General features: G+C 71.6%; 23 protein-coding genes. 2 read left to right on the top strand and 21 right to left on the bottom strand.

Going from position 1 to position 20,472, the window contains the following annotated elements; all coding sequences use genetic code 11:
• Positions 1-9: 9 nt before the first annotated feature.
• The 10 genes from EUA06_RS12955 to EUA06_RS12910 all read right to left on the bottom strand — a co-directional run bounded on the left by EUA06_RS12955 (position 10) and on the right by EUA06_RS12910 (position 11,014).
• Positions 10-2,607, bottom strand: a complete 2,598-nt coding sequence (locus tag EUA06_RS12955) for an ATP-dependent Clp protease ATP-binding subunit (protein WP_129476295.1) — start codon at positions 2,605-2,607, stop codon at positions 10-12.
• Positions 2,608-2,778: 171 nt separating this feature from the next.
• Positions 2,779-3,102 (bottom strand): histone-like nucleoid-structuring protein Lsr2, encoded by a 324-nt coding sequence (locus tag EUA06_RS12950; protein ID WP_129476292.1) that lies wholly within the window; start codon positions 3,100-3,102, stop codon positions 2,779-2,781.
• 151 nt (positions 3,103-3,253) lie between these two features.
• Positions 3,254-4,024 (bottom strand): type III pantothenate kinase, encoded by a 771-nt coding sequence (locus EUA06_RS12945; protein WP_129476290.1) that lies wholly within the window; start codon positions 4,022-4,024, stop codon positions 3,254-3,256.
• Positions 4,021-4,923, bottom strand: a complete 903-nt coding sequence (nadC, locus tag EUA06_RS12940; RefSeq protein ID WP_129476287.1) for a carboxylating nicotinate-nucleotide diphosphorylase — start codon at positions 4,921-4,923, stop codon at positions 4,021-4,023. Before nadC ends, EUA06_RS12945 begins: the two co-directional genes overlap by 4 nt.
• Complete coding sequence (locus EUA06_RS12935) at positions 4,920-6,593, bottom strand: L-aspartate oxidase (protein ID WP_129476284.1); 1,674 nt, start codon at positions 6,591-6,593, stop codon at positions 4,920-4,922. The genes nadC and EUA06_RS12935 overlap by 4 nt, the downstream gene beginning before the upstream one ends.
• 9 nt (positions 6,594-6,602) lie before the next feature.
• Positions 6,603-7,019 (bottom strand): aspartate 1-decarboxylase, encoded by a 417-nt coding sequence (gene panD, locus EUA06_RS12930; protein WP_129476282.1) that lies wholly within the window; start codon positions 7,017-7,019, stop codon positions 6,603-6,605.
• Entirely contained in the window at positions 7,019-7,948 is a 930-nt protein-coding gene (gene panC / locus EUA06_RS12925) for a pantoate--beta-alanine ligase (protein ID WP_129476279.1), read from the bottom strand. The genes panD and panC overlap by 1 nt, the downstream gene beginning before the upstream one ends.
• Complete coding sequence (locus EUA06_RS12920) at positions 7,945-8,844, bottom strand: Rossmann-like and DUF2520 domain-containing protein (RefSeq protein ID WP_129476276.1); 900 nt, start codon at positions 8,842-8,844, stop codon at positions 7,945-7,947. The genes panC and EUA06_RS12920 overlap by 4 nt, the downstream gene beginning before the upstream one ends.
• A gap of 131 nt (positions 8,845-8,975) precedes the next feature.
• Positions 8,976-9,926 carry a glycosyltransferase family 2 protein gene (locus EUA06_RS12915; protein WP_129476274.1) on the bottom strand — a complete coding sequence of 317 codons (951 nt, stop codon included), beginning with the start codon at positions 9,924-9,926 and terminating at the stop codon, positions 8,976-8,978.
• Positions 9,923-11,014: a sulfotransferase family protein gene (locus tag EUA06_RS12910; RefSeq protein ID WP_242498132.1), complete on the bottom strand. Its 1,092-nt coding sequence runs from the start codon at positions 11,012-11,014 to the stop codon at positions 9,923-9,925. The genes EUA06_RS12915 and EUA06_RS12910 overlap by 4 nt, the downstream gene beginning before the upstream one ends.
• A gap of 55 nt (positions 11,015-11,069) precedes the next feature.
• Here EUA06_RS12910 and EUA06_RS12905 point away from each other — a divergent pair, with 55 nt between their 5' ends.
• The gene (locus tag EUA06_RS12905) at positions 11,070-12,182 is read left to right on the top strand and encodes a glycosyltransferase family 2 protein (protein ID WP_242498131.1); all 1,113 of its coding nucleotides are present in this window, start codon (positions 11,070-11,072) and stop codon (positions 12,180-12,182) included.
• Positions 12,183-12,292: 110 nt separating this feature from the next.
• Here the strand turns inward: EUA06_RS12905 and EUA06_RS12900 are convergent, their stop codons facing one another.
• The 4 genes from EUA06_RS12900 to EUA06_RS22745 are packed head-to-tail and all read right to left on the bottom strand — an operon-like array spanning position 12,293 to position 14,753.
• Positions 12,293-13,243, bottom strand: a complete 951-nt coding sequence (locus EUA06_RS12900) for an ABC transporter substrate-binding protein (RefSeq protein ID WP_129476268.1) — start codon at positions 13,241-13,243, stop codon at positions 12,293-12,295.
• A gap of 51 nt (positions 13,244-13,294) precedes the next feature.
• Entirely contained in the window at positions 13,295-14,059 is a 765-nt protein-coding gene (locus EUA06_RS12895; protein ID WP_129476265.1) for an ABC transporter permease, read from the bottom strand.
• Complete coding sequence (locus EUA06_RS22750; protein WP_207208337.1) at positions 14,056-14,448, bottom strand: ABC transporter permease; 393 nt, start codon at positions 14,446-14,448, stop codon at positions 14,056-14,058. The genes EUA06_RS12895 and EUA06_RS22750 overlap by 4 nt, the downstream gene beginning before the upstream one ends.
• Positions 14,445-14,753 (bottom strand): hypothetical protein, encoded by a 309-nt coding sequence (locus EUA06_RS22745; protein WP_207208336.1) that lies wholly within the window; start codon positions 14,751-14,753, stop codon positions 14,445-14,447. Before EUA06_RS22745 ends, EUA06_RS22750 begins: the two co-directional genes overlap by 4 nt.
• Before the next feature lie 4 nt (positions 14,754-14,757).
• On the opposite strand from EUA06_RS22745, the gene EUA06_RS12885 reads away from it, so the two are divergent.
• Positions 14,758-15,741 carry an ABC transporter ATP-binding protein gene (locus tag EUA06_RS12885; protein WP_422879753.1) on the top strand — a complete coding sequence of 328 codons (984 nt, stop codon included), beginning with the start codon at positions 14,758-14,760 and terminating at the stop codon, positions 15,739-15,741.
• Here the strand turns inward: EUA06_RS12885 and EUA06_RS12880 are convergent.
• From EUA06_RS12880 to folE, 7 genes are all read right to left on the bottom strand, one after another.
• Positions 15,738-16,811 carry a GNAT family N-acetyltransferase gene (locus EUA06_RS12880; protein ID WP_207208335.1) on the bottom strand — a complete coding sequence of 358 codons (1,074 nt, stop codon included), beginning with the start codon at positions 16,809-16,811 and terminating at the stop codon, positions 15,738-15,740. The two genes, EUA06_RS12885 and EUA06_RS12880, sit on opposite strands and share 4 nt — an antisense overlap.
• Positions 16,812-17,008: 197 nt before the next feature.
• The gene (locus EUA06_RS12875) at positions 17,009-17,626 is read right to left on the bottom strand and encodes a hypothetical protein (protein WP_129476262.1); all 618 of its coding nucleotides are present in this window, start codon (positions 17,624-17,626) and stop codon (positions 17,009-17,011) included.
• A 9-nt stretch (positions 17,627-17,635) separates the two neighbouring features.
• Entirely contained in the window at positions 17,636-18,052 is a 417-nt protein-coding gene (locus EUA06_RS12870; protein WP_242498130.1) for a DUF3180 domain-containing protein, read from the bottom strand.
• Positions 18,053-18,123: 71 nt separating this feature from the next.
• Positions 18,124-18,693, bottom strand: a complete 570-nt coding sequence (gene folK, locus EUA06_RS12865) for a 2-amino-4-hydroxy-6-hydroxymethyldihydropteridine diphosphokinase (protein ID WP_129476256.1) — start codon at positions 18,691-18,693, stop codon at positions 18,124-18,126.
• Complete coding sequence (gene folB, locus EUA06_RS12860) at positions 18,686-19,060, bottom strand: dihydroneopterin aldolase (protein WP_129476253.1); 375 nt, start codon at positions 19,058-19,060, stop codon at positions 18,686-18,688. Before folB ends, folK begins: the two co-directional genes overlap by 8 nt.
• On the bottom strand, positions 19,057-19,854 hold the full coding sequence (gene folP / locus EUA06_RS12855; RefSeq protein ID WP_129476575.1) for a dihydropteroate synthase: 798 nt from the start codon (positions 19,852-19,854) through the stop codon (positions 19,057-19,059). The genes folB and folP overlap by 4 nt, the downstream gene beginning before the upstream one ends.
• Before the next feature lie 32 nt (positions 19,855-19,886).
• Complete coding sequence (gene folE / locus EUA06_RS12850; protein WP_242498146.1) at positions 19,887-20,465, bottom strand: GTP cyclohydrolase I FolE; 579 nt, start codon at positions 20,463-20,465, stop codon at positions 19,887-19,889.
• Positions 20,466-20,472 lie beyond the last annotated feature (7 nt).

Here is a 20,472-nt window from a genome sequence, read left to right as displayed (position 1 = left end):
GGCTGAACGTCAGGCCGGGTCGCGCGGGATGTCGACCGGACCCTCGGAGTCGTCCGGACCCTCGAGGTTGCCCTCGTCGTCACGCTGCGGCTCGATCGCCAGGTCGGCGGTCTCGAACGGCGGCATGTCGGGGACCTCGGAGTTCTTCTGGCCCTTGAAGGTGAACGTCGCCGTCGGACCCTCGCCCTCCACGTCCACCAGGACGATCTGGCCGGGGCCGACCTCACCGAAGAGCATCTTCTCGGCGAGGACGTCCTCGATCTCGCGCTGCACCGTGCGGCGCAGCGGCCGGGCGCCGAGCACCGGGTCGAAGCCACGCTCGGCCAGCAGCGCCTTCGCGGGCGTGGTGACCTCGAGCGACATGTCGCGGTCCTTCATGCGCAGCTCGACGGCAGCGATCATGTTGTCGACCATCGAGACGATCTGCTCCTGCGACAGCGGCGGGAACACGACGATCTCGTCGACACGGTTGAGGAACTCGGGGCGGAAGTGCTGCTTGAGCTCCTCCGACACCTTGCTCTTCATCCGCTCGTAGGAGCCTGCCGGGTCGGCGCCGACGGCACCGAAGCCGAGGTTGACGCTCTTGGCGATGTCGCGCGAGCCGAGGTTGGTCGTCATGATGATGACGGTGTTCTTGAAGTCGACGACGCGACCCTGCGAATCCGTCAGGCGGCCTTCCTCGAGAATCTGCAACAGGCTGTTGAAGATGTCGGGGTGGGCCTTTTCGACCTCGTCGAAGAGGACGACGGAGAACGGCTTGCGGCGCACCTTCTCGGTGAGCTGACCGCCCTCTTCGTAACCGACGTATCCGGGCGGCGAGCCGAACAGGCGCGACACGGTGTGCTTCTCGGAGAACTCGCTCATGTCGAGCTGGATCAGCGCGTCCTCGTCACCGAAGAGGAATTCGGCGAGCGTCTTGGACAGCCACGTCTTACCGACACCGGACGGGCCGGCGAAGATGAACGAGCCGCCGGGGCGCTTCGGGTCCTTGAGGCCCGCACGCGTGCGTCGGATGGCGCGGGAGAGCGCCTTGACGGCCTCCTCCTGGCCGATCACGCGCTTGTGGAGCTCGTCCTCCATCTTGAGCAGACGGGTGGACTCCTCCTCCGAGAGCTTGACGATCGGAATGCCCGTGGCGACGGCCAGGACCTCGGCGATCAGCTCCTCGTCGACCTCGGCGATCTCGTCGAGGTCACCGGCGCGCCACTGCTTCTCGCGCTCGGAGCGGCGGGCGGAGAGCTGCTTCTCCTCGTCGCGCAGGCGGGCCGCGGCCTCGAAGTCCTGCCCGTCGATCGCCGCCTCCTTGCGCTGGCGCACGTCACCGATCTTCTCGTCGTACTCGCGCAGGTCCGGCGGTGCGGTCATCCGGCGGATGCGCAGTCGCGAACCGGCCTCGTCGATGAGGTCGATGGCCTTGTCCGGCAGGAAGCGGTCGGAGATGTAGCGGTCGGCCAGCGTCGCCGCCGAGACCAGGGCCTCGTCGGTGATCGTGACGCGGTGGTGCGCCTCGTAGCGGTCGCGCAGGCCCTTGAGCATCTCGATGGTGTGCGCGATCGAGGGCTCCTGCACCTGGATCGGCTGGAAGCGGCGCTCGAGCGCGGCGTCCTTCTCGAGGTACTTGCGGTACTCGTCGAGCGTGGTGGCACCGATGGTCTGCAGCTCGCCGCGGGCCAGCATCGGCTTCAGGATGCTGGCGGCGTCGATCGCGCCCTCGGCCGCGCCGGCGCCGACGAGGGTGTGGATCTCGTCGATGAACAGCACGATGTCACCGCGGGTGCGGATCTCCTTGAGCACCTTCTTGAGGCGCTCCTCGAAGTCACCGCGGTAGCGCGAGCCGGCGACCAGGGCGCCGAGGTCGAGCGTGTAGATCTGCTTGTCCTTGAGCGTCTCGGGCACGTTGCCCTTGACGATGTCCTGCGCGAGGCCGGCCACGATCGTGGTCTTGCCGACGCCGGGCTCGCCGATGAGGACGGGGTTGTTCTTCGTGCGGCGCGACAGGATCTGCATCACGCGCTCGATCTCCTGCTCGCGCCCGATGACGGGGTCGAGCTTGCCCTCGCGCGCGGCCTGGGTGAGGTTCTGGCCGAACTGGTCGAGGACCAGCGAGCTCGACGGAGCCTCGCCACCGGAGCCGGAGGTCTGGGCGCCGGCAGCGGCCGACTCCTTGCCCTGGAAGCCGCTGAGGAGCTGGATGACCTGCTGGCGCACGCGGTTGAGGTCGGCGCCGAGCTTCTGCAGGACCTGGGCCGCGACGCCCTCGCCCTCGCGGATCAGTCCGAGCAGGATGTGCTCGGTGCCGATGTAGGAGTGGCCGAGCTGGAGCGCCTCGCGCAGCGAGAGCTCGAGCACCTTCTTGGCGCGCGGGGTGAACGGGATGTGGCCGGAGGGCGCCTGCTGGCCCTGGCCGATGATCTCCTCGACCTGGGCGCGCACGGCCTCCAGGGAGATGTCGAGGGACTCGAGGGCCTTGGCGGCGACGCCCTCGCCCTCGTGGATGAGGCCGAGCAGGATGTGCTCGGTCCCGATGTAGTTGTGGGAGAGCATGCGGGCCTCTTCCTGGGCCAGCACGACAACTCGCCGGGCTCGGTCGGTGAACCGCTCGAACATGTGCGCTCCTCTACGTCTGCGTGGTCCACGGGTCGGCGCAGTCGCCGGGTTGCGGACACTGGGCTCAACGCCCGGGATCAGCCTACGTGTTCCCGCCCACGGATCGAGGTCGTCCGCTGACAGCGAACGGCCCCGCACCCTTCAGAGGGTGCGGGGCCGGGCGTACGTCGCTCAGTGGGCGGCGTCGTAGGCCTGCTGGACGTCGGCGGAGATGCGGCCGCGCTCGGAGACCTCCATGCCCTGGGACTTGGCCCACTCGCGGACGTCCTTGGTGTTGGACGACGACGCGGAACCGGCCGACTTGCGGCGGCGCGACCCGCCGGAGCTCTTGCGGGCGTGACCCACGTAGCCGCTGAGCGCCTCGCGCAGGGCCGCCGCGTTGGCGTCGTTGAGGTCGATCTCGTAGGACGTCCCGTCGAGGCCGAACGTGACCGTCTCGGTGGCCTCGGTGCCGTCGAGGTCGTCGACCAGGACGATGTTGACCTTCTGTGCCATGTCGAATTCCTTTTCCTTCGTGAGCGTTCGGGGCTAAACGCGTCGAATGCAGTGTGGCAGGAATTCAATTGGATTGGCAAAGGCACAATGGGGTCAAGCCGGCCCTGACGTCGCCCTTTCGCCACCATTCAACGAACGCAATTGCCACGCGTCAGGAATTGCGCTCGAACACCAACCGCAAACCTTGAAGCGTCAACCACGGCGAATGCACCGTGAAGCACGAACAATCGTCGACGAGAAGCGCAGCCAGGTGCCCGGTCGAAATGACGGTGACGTCCTCGGTCGATTCGCCGAGCTCGGCGATCATCCGCGCCACCAGGCCCTCGACCTGCGCCGCGACGCCGAAGATCATTCCGCTCTGCAGTGCCTCGACGGTGTTCTTCGCGATCACCGAGCGCGGGCGGGCGAGCTCGACCTTGCGCAGCTGGGCGCCACGCCGGCCGAGCGCCTCGAGCGAGATCTCGATGCCGGGCGAGATGGCGCCGCCGACGTACTGGCCCTTTGCGTTCACCACGTCGAACGTCGTCGCGGTGCCGAAGTCGACGACGATCGCCGGGCCGCCGTGCAGCGTGGCGGCGGCGAGCGAGTTGACGATGCGGTCGGTGCCGACCTCGCGCGGGTTGTCCATCAGCACCGGGATGCCCGTCCTCACACCGGGCTCGACCACGATCGCGGTGACGCCGCCGAAGTGGCGATCGAGCATCTCGCGCCACTCGTGGAGCACCGACGGGACGGTCGCGCAGACCGTGATGCCGTCGACGTCCCCGACGCGCTCGGCGAGCAGGCCGCGCAGCAGCACGCCCCACTCGTCGGCGGTGCGGCGCTCGTCGGTGTTGACCCGCCAGTGGGCGGTGACCTCGTCGCCGTCGAGCAGGCCGACGAAGGTGTGGCTGTTGCCGATGTCGGCCGCGAGCAGGCTCATGCCGTGAGGTCCATGCCGAGGTCGAAGACCACCACCGAGTGGGTCAGGGCGCCGACCGAGACGAAGTCGACACCGGTGGCGCCGATGCGTGCGGCGCGCTCGAGGGTGATCCCACCGCTGGCCTCGAGCGGCACCCGCCCGGCCGTACGTCGTACGGCCTCCGTCATCAGCTCGTCGGTCATGTTGTCGAGCAGGATCCGCTCCGGCGGGTCGGGCAGGGCCAGGAGGTCGTCGAGCTGGTCGAGCGTCGTCACCTCCACCTCGACGGGCAGACCGGGGTGACCGCCACGGATGGCCGCCAACGCCGGAACGACGCCCCCGGCAGCGATGACGTGGTTGTCCTTCACCATCGCCATGTCCTGGAGGCTGGTGCGGTGGTTGACGCCGCCGCCGCAGCGCACGGCGTACTTCTGCAGGGCGCGCAGGCCGGGCAGCGTCTTGCGGGTGTCGAGGACCCGGGTGGGCGAGCCCTCGAGCGCCTCCACCCACCGCGACGTCGCGGTCGCGATGCCGGAGAGGTGGCACGCGAGGTTGAGGGCGGTGCGCTCGGCCACCAGCATCCGCTGGGTCAGCCCCGAGACCCGCATGACGACGTCGCCCTTGGCGACGCGGGTGCCGTCGGGCAGCCGGTCGGTGACGGTCGCATCGGCCCCGAGCATGAAGAAGGTGACGGCCGCGACGCCGAGACCGGCGACCACGCCGGCCTCGCGGGCGGCGAAGACCGCCTCGCCGCGGGCGTCGAGCGGGACCGTCGACGAGCTGGTCGGGTCCTCGCGCGGCTCCTCGGGGAGGTCCTCGGTGAGCGCGCGCCCGATCGTGTCCCAGACGTGGTCGAGGTCGAGGCCGGCGGCGGTGAGCTCGTCGCGGAGCTCGACGGGTACGTCGTCGAGGCTCGTCATGCCACCACCTCAGGGGTCGACGGGTCGGTCGAGGGGGCGTACGTCCACTCGGCGCGGATGCTGCCGTCGGCCTCGACCCACGAGTCGATGTGGCCGGCCTTCGCGTCGTCGCGCTCGGGGAAGTCCTCGCGCCAGTGCGAGCCGCGGGTCTCGGTGCGGATCGCCGCAGCGGCGGCGAGGGCGGTGCTGATGGTGTGGAGGTTGCTGGTCTCCCACGCCGGCGGGCCCACGTCAGGGTCGCCGGGGTCGAGGGTGCCGAGGAAGTCGATCGCCTCGGCGAGGCCGGTCGCGTGGCGCAGCACCCCGACACGCGTGGTCATCACGTCCTGCATCGCGCGACGGCGGTCGCCGTCGACCAGGCCCTCGGGGCGGTCGTCGGCCGCCGGTTCGGCCCACGGCCGCAGCTCGCCGGGCAGCACGTCGGCGATCCGGCGGGAGAACACGAGGCCCTCGAGCAGCGAGTTGGACGCCAGCCGGTTGGCGCCGTGGACGCCGGAGCAGGCGACCTCGCCGGTGGCGTAGAGGCCGGGCACGGACGTGCGTCCGACGAGGTCGGTGGCGACGCCGCCCGAGGCGTAGTGCTGGGCGGGCGCGACCGGGATCAGCTCGGTGACCGGGTCGACTCCGTGCTCGCGGCAGACGCCGAGGATCGTCGGGAAGCGACGCTCCCAGAAGTCCTGCCCGAGGTGGCGGGCGTCGAGCCACATGTGCGGCTTGCCCGACTCGATCATCCGGCGGGTGATGGCCTTGGCGACGACGTCGCGCGGAGCGAGGTCGGCCAGCTCGTGCTCGCCCTGCATGAAGCGGGTGCCCTCGAAGTCGACGAGGAAGGCGCCCTCGCCGCGGACGGCCTCGGAGATGAGCGGCTGCTGTCCCTGCGAGTCGGGGCCGAGCCACATGACCGTCGGGTGGAACTGGACGAACTCGAGGTCGCGGAGCCGGGCGCCGGCGCGGAGGGCGACCGCCATCCCGTCGCCCGTGGACACGCTCGGGTTCGTCGACTGGCTGAAGACCTGGCCGAGCCCGCCGGAGGCGAGCACGACCGCCCGGCAGTGCACGGCAACGACACCGTCGTGCTGGCCCTCGCCGAGGACGTGGAGGGTCAGCCCGGCGATCCCGCCGTCCGCCGAGAGGAGGAGGTCGACGGCCAGCGCGTGCTGGACGACCTCGATCTCCGGCGCCCGCTCGACCGCGGCGATGAGGGCTCGCTGGATCTCGGCGCCGGTCGCGTCGCCGCCGGCGTGGGCGATGCGGTCACCGTGGTGGCCACCTTCGCGGGTCAGCGAAAGCTCGCCGTCGGGGTGGTGGTCGAACTGGGTGCCCAGGGCGATCAGCTCGCGGACCGCGTCGGGGCCCTCGGTCACCAGGATGCGTACGGCCTCGACGTCGCAGGCCCCCGCACCCGCCACGAGGGTGTCGCGCTCGTGCTGCTCGGGGGTGTCGCCGGGGCCGAGGGCTGCCGCGATGCCGCCCTGGGCCCACTGGGTCGAGCCCGCGGCGAGCACGTCCTTGGTGACGACGAGCAGGTGCAGCGAGGGAGCGGCGGCGTGGATCCGCAGCGCGGCGGTGAGCCCGGCGATGCCGGACCCGACCACCACGACGTCGGCGCGTGTGGTCCAGCCGGGCGTGGGTGCGCGGAGGCGACCCGGGACCGGCCGGTGTGCAGTCATTGCTGGAGGCTACCGAGCGATGAGGTCGCCGCGCGTGAGGGCCTGGTCGCCGAACGTCTCGGCGGGGTCGTGGCCGGTGGCCATCACCTTGTTGGCCGCGTCGACGAAGACGACGTGCGGCCGGTGCTCCCTGGCCTCCGCCGTCTCCATCTGGCCGTAGGCGATGAGGATCACGGTGTCGCCCGGGTGCACCAGACGGGCGGCGGCGCCGTTGATGCCGATCACCCCGGAGCCGCGCTCGCCGGCGATCGTGTACGTCTCGAGGCGGGCGCCGTTGGTGACGTCGACGATGTGCACGAGCTCGCCGGCCAGCAGGTCGGCGGCGTCGAGCAGGTCCTCGTCGACCGTCACCGACCCGACGTAGTGCAGGTCGGCCTGGGTGACCGTGGCCCGGTGGATCTTGGACGTCATCATGGTGCGCAGCATCAGGTGTTCCCTTCCGAGGTGGTCGAGGCCGCGGACGCGGTCCCCGCCGGTGCGACGATCCGACCGAAGCCGATCGCCATGTTGTCGATCAGTCGCGTGGTGCCGACCCTGGCCGCCACGAGGACCCGGCCCTCGCCGGTCTCCGGCGCCTCGCCGAGGTCGGGCGAGGTGAGCGCGAGGTAGTCGAGCTCGAGGCCCGGCTCGTCCTTGAGGACCGACATCGCGGCCCAGCGCGCGGCAGGTACGCCGTACGGTGCCCGCTCCTGCGCCGCCCGCAACGCCCTGCTGAGGGCCACGGCGGCCTGCCGTTGCTCGGCGTCGAGGTAGCGGTTGCGGCTCGAGAGGGCGAGCCCGTCGGGCTCGCGGACTGTCTCCGCCCCGACGACCTCGATGCCCATGCAGAGGTCGCGCACCATCCGGCGGATCAGGGTGAGCTGCTGGTAGTCCTTCTGGCCGAAGACCGCGACGTCCGGTCGGACGAGCCCGAAGAGCTTGGCGACGACGGTGAGCACCCCGTCGAAGTGGCCCGGGCGTGACTCCCCGTCGAGGATCGTGGCGAGGGCGCCGGGTGCGACGGTCACGCCCTCGTGGACCGAGTCGTGGCTGAAGCCGCCGGGGTACATCTCCTCGACGCTGGGGGCGAACACCACGTCGACCCCCTCCGCCGCGCAGACCTCGAGGTCGGCGTCGAGCGTGCGGGGGTAGCGGTCGAGGTCCTCGGTCGGGGCGAACTGCATCGGGTTGACGAAGATGCTGACGACGAGGGGACCCGTCGTGGCCTCGCGGGCCGTACGCATCAGGCTGGCGTGCCCGTCGTGGAGGGCGCCCATCGTGGGGACGAACGCGACCTTCTCACCGGAGCGCCGGGCGTCCGCGAGCAGGCCGGAGAGCTCCTCGCGGGTGTGCGCGAGGACGGGGCTCGAGGTCATCGTGTGTGGTGGTCCACCGGGGCGTCGACCTCGGCCGCGTCGAGCACGCGCAGCATCTTCGCCGCGCGGATCGGCAGCAGCCGGCCGTCGGTGACGGCACGGTCGAGGGTGGCGTGCGCCATGGCGAGGTAGGACGGGAGCGTCTGCGGCGCGTTGGCGGTCAGGTCGGCGACGTGGGCGCGGACCGTCTCGACGTCACCGCGGACGATCGGGCCGGTCAGGGCTGCGTCGCCCTGGTCGAGCGCGTTGTCGAGCGCGGCGGTGAGCAGCGGGCGCAGGGTGGCGGCCGGGTCGTCGGCACCGGCGGCGGACAGGATCTCCATCGCCTCGGCGACGAGGGTGACGAGGTGGTTGGCGCCGTGGGCGAGACCGGCGTGGTAGAGCGTGCGGCGGTCCTCGGGGACCCACATCGGGCGTCCGCCGAGGTCGGCGACGAGGCCCTCGGTCAGCTCGCGGTCGGCCGCGTCGGCGGTGACGCCGAAGACGCAGCCCTCGAGCCGCGGCAGGTCGACCTCGGTGCCGGTGAAGGTCATCGCCGGGTGCATCGCGATCGTGCGGGCGCCGACCTCGTGGGCCGGGTCGAGCACGGCGAGGCCGTGGCGGCCGCTGGTGTGCACGACGACCTGGCCCTCGCGGATCGCGCCACTGGCGCTGAGCATGGTGACGACGTTGGACAGCATGTCGTCGGGGACGGTGAGCAGAAGGAGGTCGCTGCGGCGGGCGACGTCGGTGGGCTTGGCCACCTCGACGCCCGGGAGGAGCTCGCCGATGCGACGACGCGAGGCGTCGGACTCACCGGCGGCGGCCACGATCTCGTGGCCGGCCGAGCGGAGCGCGGCAGCCAGGACGGCGCCGACGCGGCCTGCGCCGATCACGCCAATGGAGTACTTCGTCATGTCGACCTCTTCGTTTCAGTCCCTCGCGGGTACCGATCTACTGCGATCAACATCGAGCCTACGCCCGCGGATTCCGCGGAGGGAACGGTCCGAAGGGGTGACGCACGCCACTCGGCGTCGTACGGACGGGCTCAGGCGCGCAGGTGCAGCTGCGCGTGGTCGGGGTCGTCGACCACGAACGGGCGGGGGGCGCGGGGCAGCCAGGTGTGGGTGACGTGGTCGACCACGTGCTCTCCCTCGGGCGCGACGATCTCGACGACGCCCTCGGGGACCTCGCCGTCGTGGAGGGCGTTCCAGACGAGCCACTCGCGGCGCTTGCGGCGGTTGCGGATCGAGGTCGCGAACGACTCGGGGTTGGTCCAGTGGGCGAACTCGTCGCCGTCGAGCCACTTGAGCTCGACGCAGAGGCCCTGCGGCAGGGCGAACTGCTCGATCCGGTCAGGCGTCGTGCGGATCTCCCACTCCGGCGCCTTCGTGTAGACGTAGTCGGGGCTCATCGGGAATCCCCACTCCTCGATGTTGCGCAGCCCGAGGTCGAGGAAGGCCTTGCGGTCGGACTCGATGTAGAGCCCGTGGCGCGGGAACCGGATGACCGCCTCGGCCATCCCGACCTGCCACGACAGGTCGGCCATCGACACCTCGCCCTCGGTGGTGAGGACCATGTCGCCGTCCCACTTCCACGAGTAGCGGGTGCGGACGTGGGAGAAGCACCAGTTGTAGAAGTACGCGAGCGAGTGGACCGAGCGCTCGTTGACCGAGAGGTGCTCCCCGCCGGCGCGGGCGACCTGGAAGGGGTACTCCTTCAGGGTGAACCGGTCCGACAGGCCGTGCTCGGCGGCGACGCGGAGCGCCTCCTCGCCGGTGCCGTCGTCGGACCCGTTGTCGACCAGCAGCACGTGGTCGCAGGCCCGCAGCAGCGGAGGGAGGACGAAGCGCAGGCCGGGCGCCTCGTTCTTGACCCGCAGCACGGCGGTGGCGCCGCGGCGCAGGCCGCCGGGCTGGTTCCACGGCCAGACGATGTCGAACTCCTCGTGGCCCTCGAGGTTGGTCAGGCCGTGGCCCGATCCGATCGGGATGGTCACTGCTCGTCCCGCTCGCGTCCCAGCGCCTTGCGCACGCCCCGGCGCACGGACGGCGGGATCGCGGCGCGTACGTCGTGGGGCACCCGGTCGGCCAGCGTGCGGGTCTCGGCGCGTCCCTCGGCGAGCGCACGTCGGCGGGCCTGGAGGCGGGCGTGCTCGGCGGTCGAGCGGCTGATCGCCTCGGCCTCCTCGTAGAGCTCGACGTAGGCCTCGCGCAGCTGGTCGAACGTCGCGTGCGCCCGGGCGTTGTCACCGCCCTCGTCGGCGAGGTCGTTGAGCTGCTCCCACGTCTCGGCGGTGAGCTCGTGCAGCCGCTTGGGGAGCGCGAGGTCGTCGAGTGTGGAGGTGACGCGGCGCAGGTGCGGGTCGATGAAGCGGTGCACCTCGCGGATCTGGTCACTGCGCGTGTGGATGATCGTCTGGAGGTCGAGCGCGTGCCCGAGCGCCGTCGTGGTCTTTACCCAGTCGGTCAGCAGGTCCTCGTAGCGCACGAAGACGCGGCCGCCGTCACCCTGGGCGGGCCGGGTGGCGCGCTCGGTGTGGAGCAGCATGTTGACCCAGCTGGCCGCGAGGTGGGCGGAGCCGAGCTTGTTGGCGTAGTACTTCTGCTTGGAGCCGACGACCTCGGCCGGCGGGCGCAGCATCGTGGCGAAGACCGGGGTCGCGCCCGTACGGATCGCGGCGACGCGCCACAGGCCGAGGAACCAGCTCAGCCGCGGGTCCTTGATGACGAGCTCGGGGTGCTCGCCGAAGTGCGGCTCGAGCCACTCGCTGACCCGGATCCGCGCGGGCTCACGGCTGCAGATCTTGCCTGTCTCGAACCACGCCTGGGGGCGCGAGTCGCTGACCTGCACCAGCGCCTCGGAGAGCCACTCGTCGTGGACGTCGACGACCCACTGCGGCTCGCTGAAGCCGCGCGGGTTGGAGTCGTCCGGCGGGACCTCGGGCAGCGGCACGTGCATGCCGAGCCTCGACACGATGCCGGCCAGCGTGCTGGTGCCGCTGCGGCCGGCGCCGGCGACGAAGAGGACCTTCCGCGGCACACCGTCGGGGTTCATCTCGTCGATCGCTCTGGCCTGCTCAGTCACGGCGCGCAGCCTACCGGCGACCCTGCCTCGCTCCCCGGCACTAGGGTCGGGGACCGTGAAGCGGCTGTTCTCCAGGGCTCCCCTCCTCGGCGTGGTGATCCCCGCGTGGGGCGTGGAGGACTACCTCGACGACTGCGTCCGCTCGCTGCTCGCGCAGACCCACCGCCGGTGGGAGGCGGTCATCGTCGACGACGGCTCGACCGACCGCACCGGCGAGATCGCCGACGAGTGGGCGCACCGTGACAACCGGATCAGCGTCATCCACTCCGTCAACGGCGGGCTCGGCGCCGCGCGCAACCTCGGGATGCAGCACGTCCGGGGCGACTACCTCGCCTTCCTCGACTCCGACGACGTCCTCCCGCCCACGGCGTACGCCGACCTCGTGGGCGCGCTCGAGGGGTCGGGCTCCGACTTCGCGACCGGCTCGATCGTGCTCTGGGAGGCGGACGGGCTGGTCGAGCCGCCCTGGATGCGCCGGCTCCACCGACCGCTCCGTGGCGCGCGGATCGACGACCGGCCCGAGATCCTCGGCGACGTGTTCGCGTGGAACAAGGTCTGGCGGCGGGGGTTCTGGGACGACGCAGGGCTCGAGTGGCCGGAGGGCGTGCGCTACGAGGACCAGCCGACGACGACGCGGTCGTTCCTGCGCGGGTCGTTCGACGTGCTCGACGAGGTCGTCTACAACTGGCGGATCCGCGAGGGCTCGATCACCCAGACCCGCGCCTCGTCGGTGCAGGACCTCGCCGACCGCTGGGAGACCAAGCGGCAGTCGCTCGCGTCGGTGCAGGCCTACGGCTCGGCGGAGGTCGAGGAGGTCTTCGTCGACCGGGTGCTCGCCGGCGACCTGTGGCGCTACTTCCTGCTCGTTCCGGGTGCACCGGAGGAGTGGTGGCGCCTGCTGCGCGCGGGCGTGCTGGAGCTCTGGGGCACCCGGTCGCTCGTGCACAGCGGGCTGCCGCCCGTGCACCGGCTGGCGGGCTGGCTCGTCGCCGAGGACCGGCGGCCCGAGGTGGTCGCGCTGATGGAGTGGGTCGCGACGCTCGACGGGCCGGCCCCGCGGGCCCAGGACGTGGCGACCGGTGCCTGGCGGCTGTCCGTGCCGCACTCGGTGGTCGACGAGACGACCGTGGCCCCGGAGGCCTTGGCACTCCGGGACCACGAGGTCTGATGTCGTCGCGCCCGCCGCGCCACCATGGGATGTCGGGAAATGAGCACTTCCCCAGGTCAACTGACCCGGGGAAGTGCAGGTTCACCGACATCCCATGGTGAACAGTCAGATCAAAGCAGGCCCTCGGCCTCCAGGAACTCACGGGCGACGTCCTCGGGCTTGGCCCGGTCGACGGCCATCTGGCCGTTCATCTCCGTGAGGTTCTCGGTGGTGAGCGCCGCCATCAGCGGGTTGAGGATGTCGGCGACGTCCTCGTTGTCGGCGAGGAAGTCGGCGGAGACGGCCGGCACGAGGTTCTGCGCGGGCTGGATCTCCTTGTCGTCCTCGAGGACCACCAGGCCCTGGGACTCCAGGGTGCCGTCGGTGGTGGAGGTCTCGCCCAGCTGGGACTCGCCGTCGAGCACCGACTGGTAGGTCTGGTCGGAGGCGTAGCCGAGCTCGAGCACCTTGGTGACGTCGATGCCGTACTCGTCGGACAGGCCGCCCTCGCAGTCGAGGCGACCCTCGCAGTCGGGGGCCGCGGCCAGGACGACGCTCTTGCCCTCGAGGTCGGACAGCGTGGTGACGCCCTCGGCCTCGGAGTACTCCTGGGTGACGAAGAAGGCGTTGGTGTCGGTGGCCGGAGAGATGTCGAGCAGCTCGATCCCGGCGGCCTCGAGGAGGTCGGCACCGTCGTCGGCGAGCTGCTGGCCGTCACCGGCCTCGAACGGCTCGGCGGAGTCGCCGTTCTCCTGGCTGTTGAGGAAGTTGACGATGCCGCCGACGTATTCCGGGACGATGTCGACGTCACCCGGGAACGTCGGCATGTAGGCGTCGCGGGAGTCGACGAGCTTGGTCTCGACGGTGTAGCCGGCGTCCTCGAGCAGCTGCTCGTACATCGAGGCGACGAGCGTGGCCTCGGGGAAGTTCTGGCCGGCGATGGTCACCGACCCCTTGTCCCCGCCGCCCGAGGAGCTCGAGTCGTCGGAGGCGTTGTCGCTGGGGAGGTCGTCACCGGCGCAGCCGGTGAGGGCGAGTGCGCCGGCTGCGAGGACCGCGGCCAGCGTGCGTGACAGGTGCATGATGTTCCTTCTGTGTCCCGCAGCGTGGCTGCGCGTGTCCGGATGAGCGTGTCAGCCGACGGATTCGGCGGGCGGGTCAACGGTAGCCCCGGTCACCGACAACGCGTCCGTGTGACCACCTGAAGGGGTGCCGCGACGCGACGGGTCGACCGCCCTCTGCACCAGCGCGGCGAGCAGCTCGAGGACCAGCGCGACGGCTGCGACCACGAGTGCGCCGGCGATGCCCTTGCCGTAGTTGGAGCGGAAGAAGCCGTCCGTGATGATCTGCCCGAGACCCGGTCCCGCGACGAGCGCGGCGATCGTCGCGGTGGCCCACACCTGCACCAGCGCCAGCCGGAGCCCGGACACCACGAGCGGCAGGCCCAGCGGGAGCTCGACCCGCCAGAAGCGCTGCGGCCCCGTCATCCCCATCCCCCGGGCGGCCTCCCGCACGTCGGGCGCGACCTCGCGCATGGCGACGTAGGAGTTGGTGATGATGGGTGGCAGCGCGAAGAGCGTCAGCGCGAGGAGGGTCGCGAGGCCGGCACGGCCGTAGGGGCCGAGCTGGTCGGTGCCCGGCCACGGCGCGACGACCAGGAGCGCGAGCAGCGCGAAGGTCGGGATGGCGCGGCCGACGTTGGAGATGTTGATCGCGAGGAAGCCGCCGCGGCCGAGGTGGCCGAGCCACAGCGCGATCGGGAGCCCGATGACCATCGCCATCAGCAGCGCGGTGACCGTGAGCAGCAGCTGCTGGCCCAGGAGCGCGGCGATCCCGTCGCTGCCCGACCAGTTGGCGCCGTCGGACAGGTAGGCCCACATGTCGGCGAAGACCCTCATGCGCGCACTCCCCTCGTCCAGGGGGTGAGCATCCGTTGGGCCAGCACCAGCAGCGCGTCGAGCACGAAGGCGAGGACCACGCACAGCAGGGATGCGGTGAAGAGCTCGGCGCGGAAGTTCGTCAGCACGCCGTCCTTGATCAGGTTCCCGAGGCCGCCGTAGGCCACCAGCGACCCGACCGTCGTCAGCGCGACCGTCGAGACGGTGGCGACCCGCAGGCCGGCCATCACGACCGGCAGCGCCAGCGGCAGCTCGACCTTGAGGAGCAGCTGCCCGCGGCCGTAGCCGAGGCCCGTCGCCGACTCACGTACGTCGTCCGGCACCGAGCGCAGGCCCTCGAGCAGGCTGCGCACGAGGATCGTCAGCGCGTAGAGGGCCAGCCCGATCACGACCGTGGTCGCCGTGAGCCCGGTGAACGGGACAGCAGCGGGAACAGCGCCAGCGACGGCACCGTGTAGATGCCGGTGGTGACGGCGAGGATCGTGGACTCCAGGCGCGGCAGCCGGCGGGCGAGCAGCGCGAGGGGGAAGGCGATGGCGAGGCCGACCAGGACCGAGACGACGGTGATGCCGATGTGCTGGACCGTCGCGTCGACGATCTCCTGCTGCCGGTCGGACACGTAGTCCAGGCAGACCCAGTCGTTGACGAGGCGGCTGTAGCAGCTCGGCTCCTCGGCGGCTCCCAGTAAGGTCACACGCATGGACGCTACACGGGGCGGCGAGTCGATGATCAGGCTCGAAGGTGTGGGCAAGACCTACCCCGACGGGACGGTCGCGGTGCACGAGCTCGACCTCGATGTCGCGCGCGGCGAGATGGTCTGCCTCGTCGGTCCGTCGGGGTGCGGCAAGTCCACGACGCTGAAGATGATCAACCGGTTGATCGAGCCGACCACCGGCCGCATCTGGCTCGACGGCCAGGACGTCACCGACGCCGACCCCGTCGAGCTGCGCCGCGGCATCGGCTACGTCATCCAGCAGATCGGCCTGTTTCCCCACCAGCGCATCGAGCAGAACGTGATGACGGTGCCGCTGCTCTACGGCGAGTCGAAGTCGACTGCCCGCGAGCGCGCCCACGAGCTGCTCGACACCGTCGGGCTCGACCCGAGCAAGTACGCCCGTCGCTACCCGCACGAGCTCTCCGGTGGTCAGCGCCAGCGCGTCGGCGTCGCCCGCGCACTGGCCGCGAACCCGCCCGTGCTGCTGATGGACGAGCCCTTCGGCGCCGTCGACCCGGTCGTGCGCGGCCGGCTGCAGGACGAGTTCCGCCGGCTCCAGGCCGAGCTCGGCAAGACCGTGGTGCTGGTGACCCACGACATCGACGAGGCGATCCGGATGGGTGACCGGGTGGCGGTGTTCGCGGGCGGCGGCGTGCTCAGCCAGTACGCCACCCCGGCCGACCTCCTCGCCCACCCGGCCGACGAGCAGGTCGCGGACTTCGTCGGTGCGGGCGGCCTGCGGACGCTGACCGTCACCCGGCTCCGCGAGGAGCACCTCGAGCCGCTCGACGGCGTCAACACCGGCGACCTGGGCTCGGCGATCGACATCGACTCCTCGCTCGAGGACGCCCTCGCCGCGATGCTGCGTGACGACAAGCCGATGGTCGGGGTGCGTCGCGGCCCGACGTTCGTCGGCGTACTCACTCCGGCAGGGGTGCACCGGGCGCTGCGGGAGTCGCTCCGCTAGACCGTGACGTCCCGGTGCCAGGACTCCGTGACGTACTTCGTGCCCCAGCCCATCGAGGTGTAGAGGCCGTCGGCGCCGGTGGGTGAGTCGGCGTCGACCTCGAGGCCGACGCGGTCCCGGTCGCGGGAGGCGGCGTCGGCGATGATCGTGCGCAGCAGGCCGGTGGCCACGCCGCGGCCGCGGGCGGACTCGAGGACGCCGAGGTAGGAGACGTAGGACCCGTCGGGCCCGGTGGCCGACTCGCTGACCGTGCCGACGAGGGCACCGGCCGGCTCGGCCCCTCCCCCGTCGATGATCTCGGCGATCCACCAGTGGTCCCAGCGGTGGCCGGGGTCCTCGCGGAGCCGGTGGATGAACTCGTGGAAGGTCTCCTCGGCGGAGTTGAAGTGGTCGGTGAAGGCGCCCTCGAGCACGTCGTGCACCGCGCGCAGGTCGGCCACGTCGGGCAGGCCGTCCCCCTGGCGCTCGACGAGCCGGAAGACCACGCCGTTGCGCTCCCACCGCGTCGGGTCGGGGACGAGCTCGGCCTCCGCGGCCTCGACCGAGCGGCTCATCTGCCACCACGTGCGTACGCGGTCGAAGCCGGCGTCGGCCAGCCAGCCGTGCTGGCGCTCGTCGTCGGCGAAGGCACCGGTGTCGATCTGCTGCACCGCCAGGCCGCGCGCCGCCCCGACGGACCGCGCCTGCGCCTCGGCCCACTCGAACAGCACGTCGCTGCAGCGATCGGCCAGCCGCTCGTCGATCTCGCGGTCGACGACGTGGACGAAGAGCATCCGGCCCTCGGCCCGGTCGTGGACGCTGCCCCAGGCCTGGATCCGGCCCTCGGGATCGCGGACGACGAGGTTCTCGCGCGTCGTCAGCCCGGAGACCTCGACGAGCACGTCGTCCTCACCGGCGCTCGCCCAGCCACGACCGGCTCGCTCGTGGGCACGGAGCAGCTCGGTGAGCCGCTCGACGGTGCCCGGGTCGGCGCCGTCGGGCGCCTCGGCGCTCCAGCCCTCCGGCAGCCCGGGGTCCGGCGGCAGCAGGTCGGCGGGGTCGCTCTCGAACCGGTTGTCGTCGGGGATCACGGTCGGTCATTCTTCCGCACGCGGCTCGGGGTCGCACGGGAGCGGTGGTCCAGCGACAGTTCGTACGTCCCGAAGGTGGCTGGGCCACCGCCACCGGGCGCGCCCAGCTCCGACACGCGCACGAGCGGTGGTCCACCCACGTTCCCGGAGTCAGGAATGTGGGTGGACCACCGCTCGGGTGGTCGGGCTAGGTGCGATCAGGCGCTGCGGTGGTCCCGGCGGGCCGCGGCGGCGCGGAGCGAGTCCACCTCGGCACGCAGCACGTCGAGCTCGGCCTCGAGCTCGGCGACCGCGACGATCGCCTCGGCGGCGCGGCCGTCGGCGGCGTCGCGACCGCGCTCGGCGACCTCACGGCCACGATCGGCGGCGTCGGCACGACGGGACTCCTGGGTGCGCTTCAGGGACTGCTCGGCGGCGTTCTTCTGGGCGGAGGAGAGGGCACGCTCGAGGACGTCGATGGCCTCCTCGCGCTCGGAGATCTTGCGGCGCATGTCGGCGGCGAAGGCTGCCGACTCGTTCGTACGACGCTCGGTGAGGGCGCGGTACTCCTGGGCCTGGACGGCGCGGTCCTGCGCGGCCTCGACCCGGGCGGCCATCAGCTCGGAGTGGGTGATGCGGGTCGCGGCGGCACCGGCCAGGACGGCCAGGACGGCGGCGACCGCCGTGAAGAGGGAGGAGGACGAGGCAAGGGCGCCGAGCACGATCGCGGCAGCGACCGCGAGCAGGGCGATGGCGACGACCAGGCGTGTGCTGCGCTGGCGCCGGCGAGCGGGCGTACGTGACGCCTGTGACTGCTGGGGCTGCTGGGAAGGCATGCGGTCAGACTAGGGCCGCGGCCGACCCCCGTCCGTGCGACACGCACGCTCGAGGGCGAGGGAGGCGAGCGCCACGCCGGCCCCGCCGAGGGCCGCAACCGCCGAGCGGAGCATCCAGCGGTCGGCGTACTGGGACGCGTCGCCGAGCCAGCTGACGGCGTACCCGACGTAGCCGGCGGCGATGAGCGTGCCGCCGAGGGCGCACGCGCGGGCGAGGACCAGCCGGTTCATCGCCTGGTGCAGCTCGAGGCGCTCACCGCGCACCTGAACGGTCTGCCAGGTCTGCCAGGCCAGGAAGCCCATGATCACGGCGACGAGCACGACGGCGAGCGCCTGCGTCCACGACACGAGTGGCGGGCGGCCGGTGACGCTGCTCAGCACCGGGTGGATGGCCCAGCCCCCGACCAGCCCGACGACGGCGCACACCGTGAGAGCGCGCGCCGAGGTGGGGTGGAGCGAACCCCGCGGCTCCGGAGGCTCCTCCGGAGGGGACTCGCTCAATTGACGTCGAGCGCGATGTCCTCGCGCTTCCGGACGCCCGTCGAGTCGGTCGCGGACAGCAGCTCGCTGATCGGACCACGGTCGGGGAAGACGGCGTCGGGTTCGAGGTCGTGCCACGGCTGGAGGACGAACGCGCGCTCGTGGGCCCGTGGGTGCGGCAGGCGCAGGAAGTCCTCGTTGGAGCGGCGGTCGCCGACGACGATCAGGTCCACGTCGAGGGTGCGCGGCGCGTTCTGCACGTCGCTGCGCTCGCGCTCGAAGGCGTCCTCGACGGCCAGCGCGCGCTCCATGAGGCGCGCCGCCGGCAGCGTGGTGTCGGCCAGGAGCACCGCGTTGAGGAACGGGCCAGCGCCCTCCGGGCTGTCGACGGGGTCGGTCTCGTAGACCGGCGAGACGCCGGTGACGAAGAAGTCGGGGGTGTCGGCGAGCGCGTCGACCGCGCCCTGGAGCGACGCCAGCCGCTCCCCGAGGTTGGAGCCGAGGGAGAGGACCACCCGACGGATCGGATGCATCTCGCCGGTGAGTGAGTCGGTGTCCACGATGTTGGGATTGGGGGTCTCAGTCATGAGCGTTGCCTCGCGTTCTGGTGATCGTCAGCGCGACGTCCGAGTACGTCGCGTCGATGGGTGCATCAGGCTTGTGGAGCGTGACTCGCGTCCATTCAACACGACTGTCCAACAGGCACACATCGGCGATGCGCTGGACCACGGTTTCTATCAGGTCGACCGGATCGCGCTCCACCGCGGCCTTCACGTCGAGCGCCAACGTGCCGTAGTTCACGGTGTGCTCGAGGTCGTCCGACGCCGCCGCGGGGCGGGTGTCGATGCCGAGCACGAGGTCGACGACGAAGACCTGTCCTTCACGCTTCTCGAAGTCGAAGACGCCGTGGTGAGCGAAGCACTCGATGCCCGTCACGGCGAGCTCGTCGGTCATAGATCCTCCATCGCAGCGACGACCGCAAGGGCGTCGCGAGTGGCGCGTACGTCGTGCACGCGCAGGTAGTCGACACCCTGCGAGGCCAGGAGCGCCACCAGCGCCGCGTGCGCGTGCTCGCGTTCGTCGACCGACCGCGGGCCGTCGTCGTCGGACAGCAGGGTGCCGAGGAAGGACTTCCGGCTCGCCCCGACGAGCAGCGGACACCCCAGCGCGGCGAGCTCGTCGAGCGCGCGCAGCAGCTCCCAGTTGTGGGTCGGCGTCTTGGCGAACCCCAGCCCGGGGTCGAGCACGATCCGCTCGCGCGGGATGCCGGCGGCCTCGGCCGCGGCGAGCCGCTCGCCCAGCTCACGGCGTACGGACGCGACGACGCCGTCGGGCTCGTAGTCGGAGAAGTCGCGCATCCGGTCGGCGTGGGCCCGCCAGTGCATCGCGACGTAGGTCGCGCCGCTCGCGGCGACGACGTCGAGGATGGCCGGGTCGGCGAGGCCGCCGGAGACGTCGTTGACGACCACGGCGCCCGCCTCGAGAGCGGCCGCCGCGACCTCGGCCCGCATCGTGTCGACCGAGACGACCGCGCCGGCCGCGACGAGCTCGCGGATGACGGGCACGACCCGGTCGAGCTCGTCGCCGACGACGGGCCGGACCGCGCCGGGACGGGTGGACTCGCCACCGATGTCCAGCAGGTCCGCACCCTGGCCGACCAGGAGCATGCCGTGGGCGACGGCGGCCTCGGTGGTGGCGAAGCGTCCGCCGTCGGAGAAGGAGTCGGGAGTGACGTTGACGATCCCCATGACCCGGGGCGACGGGGGCCGGAGGGCCACGGTCACCTGGTGCCGGAGTGGATCAGAGCCATCGCCTCTGCGCGGGTGGCCTGGTGCGTGAGGAAGGAGCCACGCACGGCCGAGGTGATCGTCCGGGCGCCGGCCTTCTTCACGCCGCGCATCGTCATGCAGAGGTGCTCGGCCTCGATCACCACGATCACCCCGCGGGCCCCGAGGATCTCCATGAGCGAGTCGGCGACCTGGGTGGTCAGCCGCTCCTGCACCTGCGGACGCTTGGCGTAGACGTCGACGAGCCGGGCGAGCTTGGAGAGCCCGGTGATCTTGCCCGTGTCGGCGGGGATGTAGCCGACGTGCGCCACCCCTGTGAACGGCACCAGGTGGTGCTCGCACATCGACCACAGCTCGATGTCGCGGACGAGCACCATCTCGTCGTGGCCGAGGTCGAAGGTGGTGGTGAGCACCTCCTGCGCGGTCTGGCGCAGGCCCTGCGTCAGCTCGGCGTACGCCCTCGCGACCCGCGCCGGCGTGTCCCGCAGGCCCTCACGGTCGGGGTCCTCGCCGATCGCGGCCAGCAGCTCGCGGACGGCCGCCTCGGCGCGCGCGTGGTCGAACTCGGGCACGTCCTCG

Origin of the sequence: Nocardioides glacieisoli (genome assembly GCF_004137245.1) — a bacterium.
GTDB lineage: Bacteria > Actinomycetota > Actinomycetes > Propionibacteriales > Nocardioidaceae > Nocardioides > Nocardioides glacieisoli.
The sequence above is the reverse complement of the archived record's forward strand: the minus strand, read 5'-3'. Positions and strand labels throughout refer to the sequence as shown.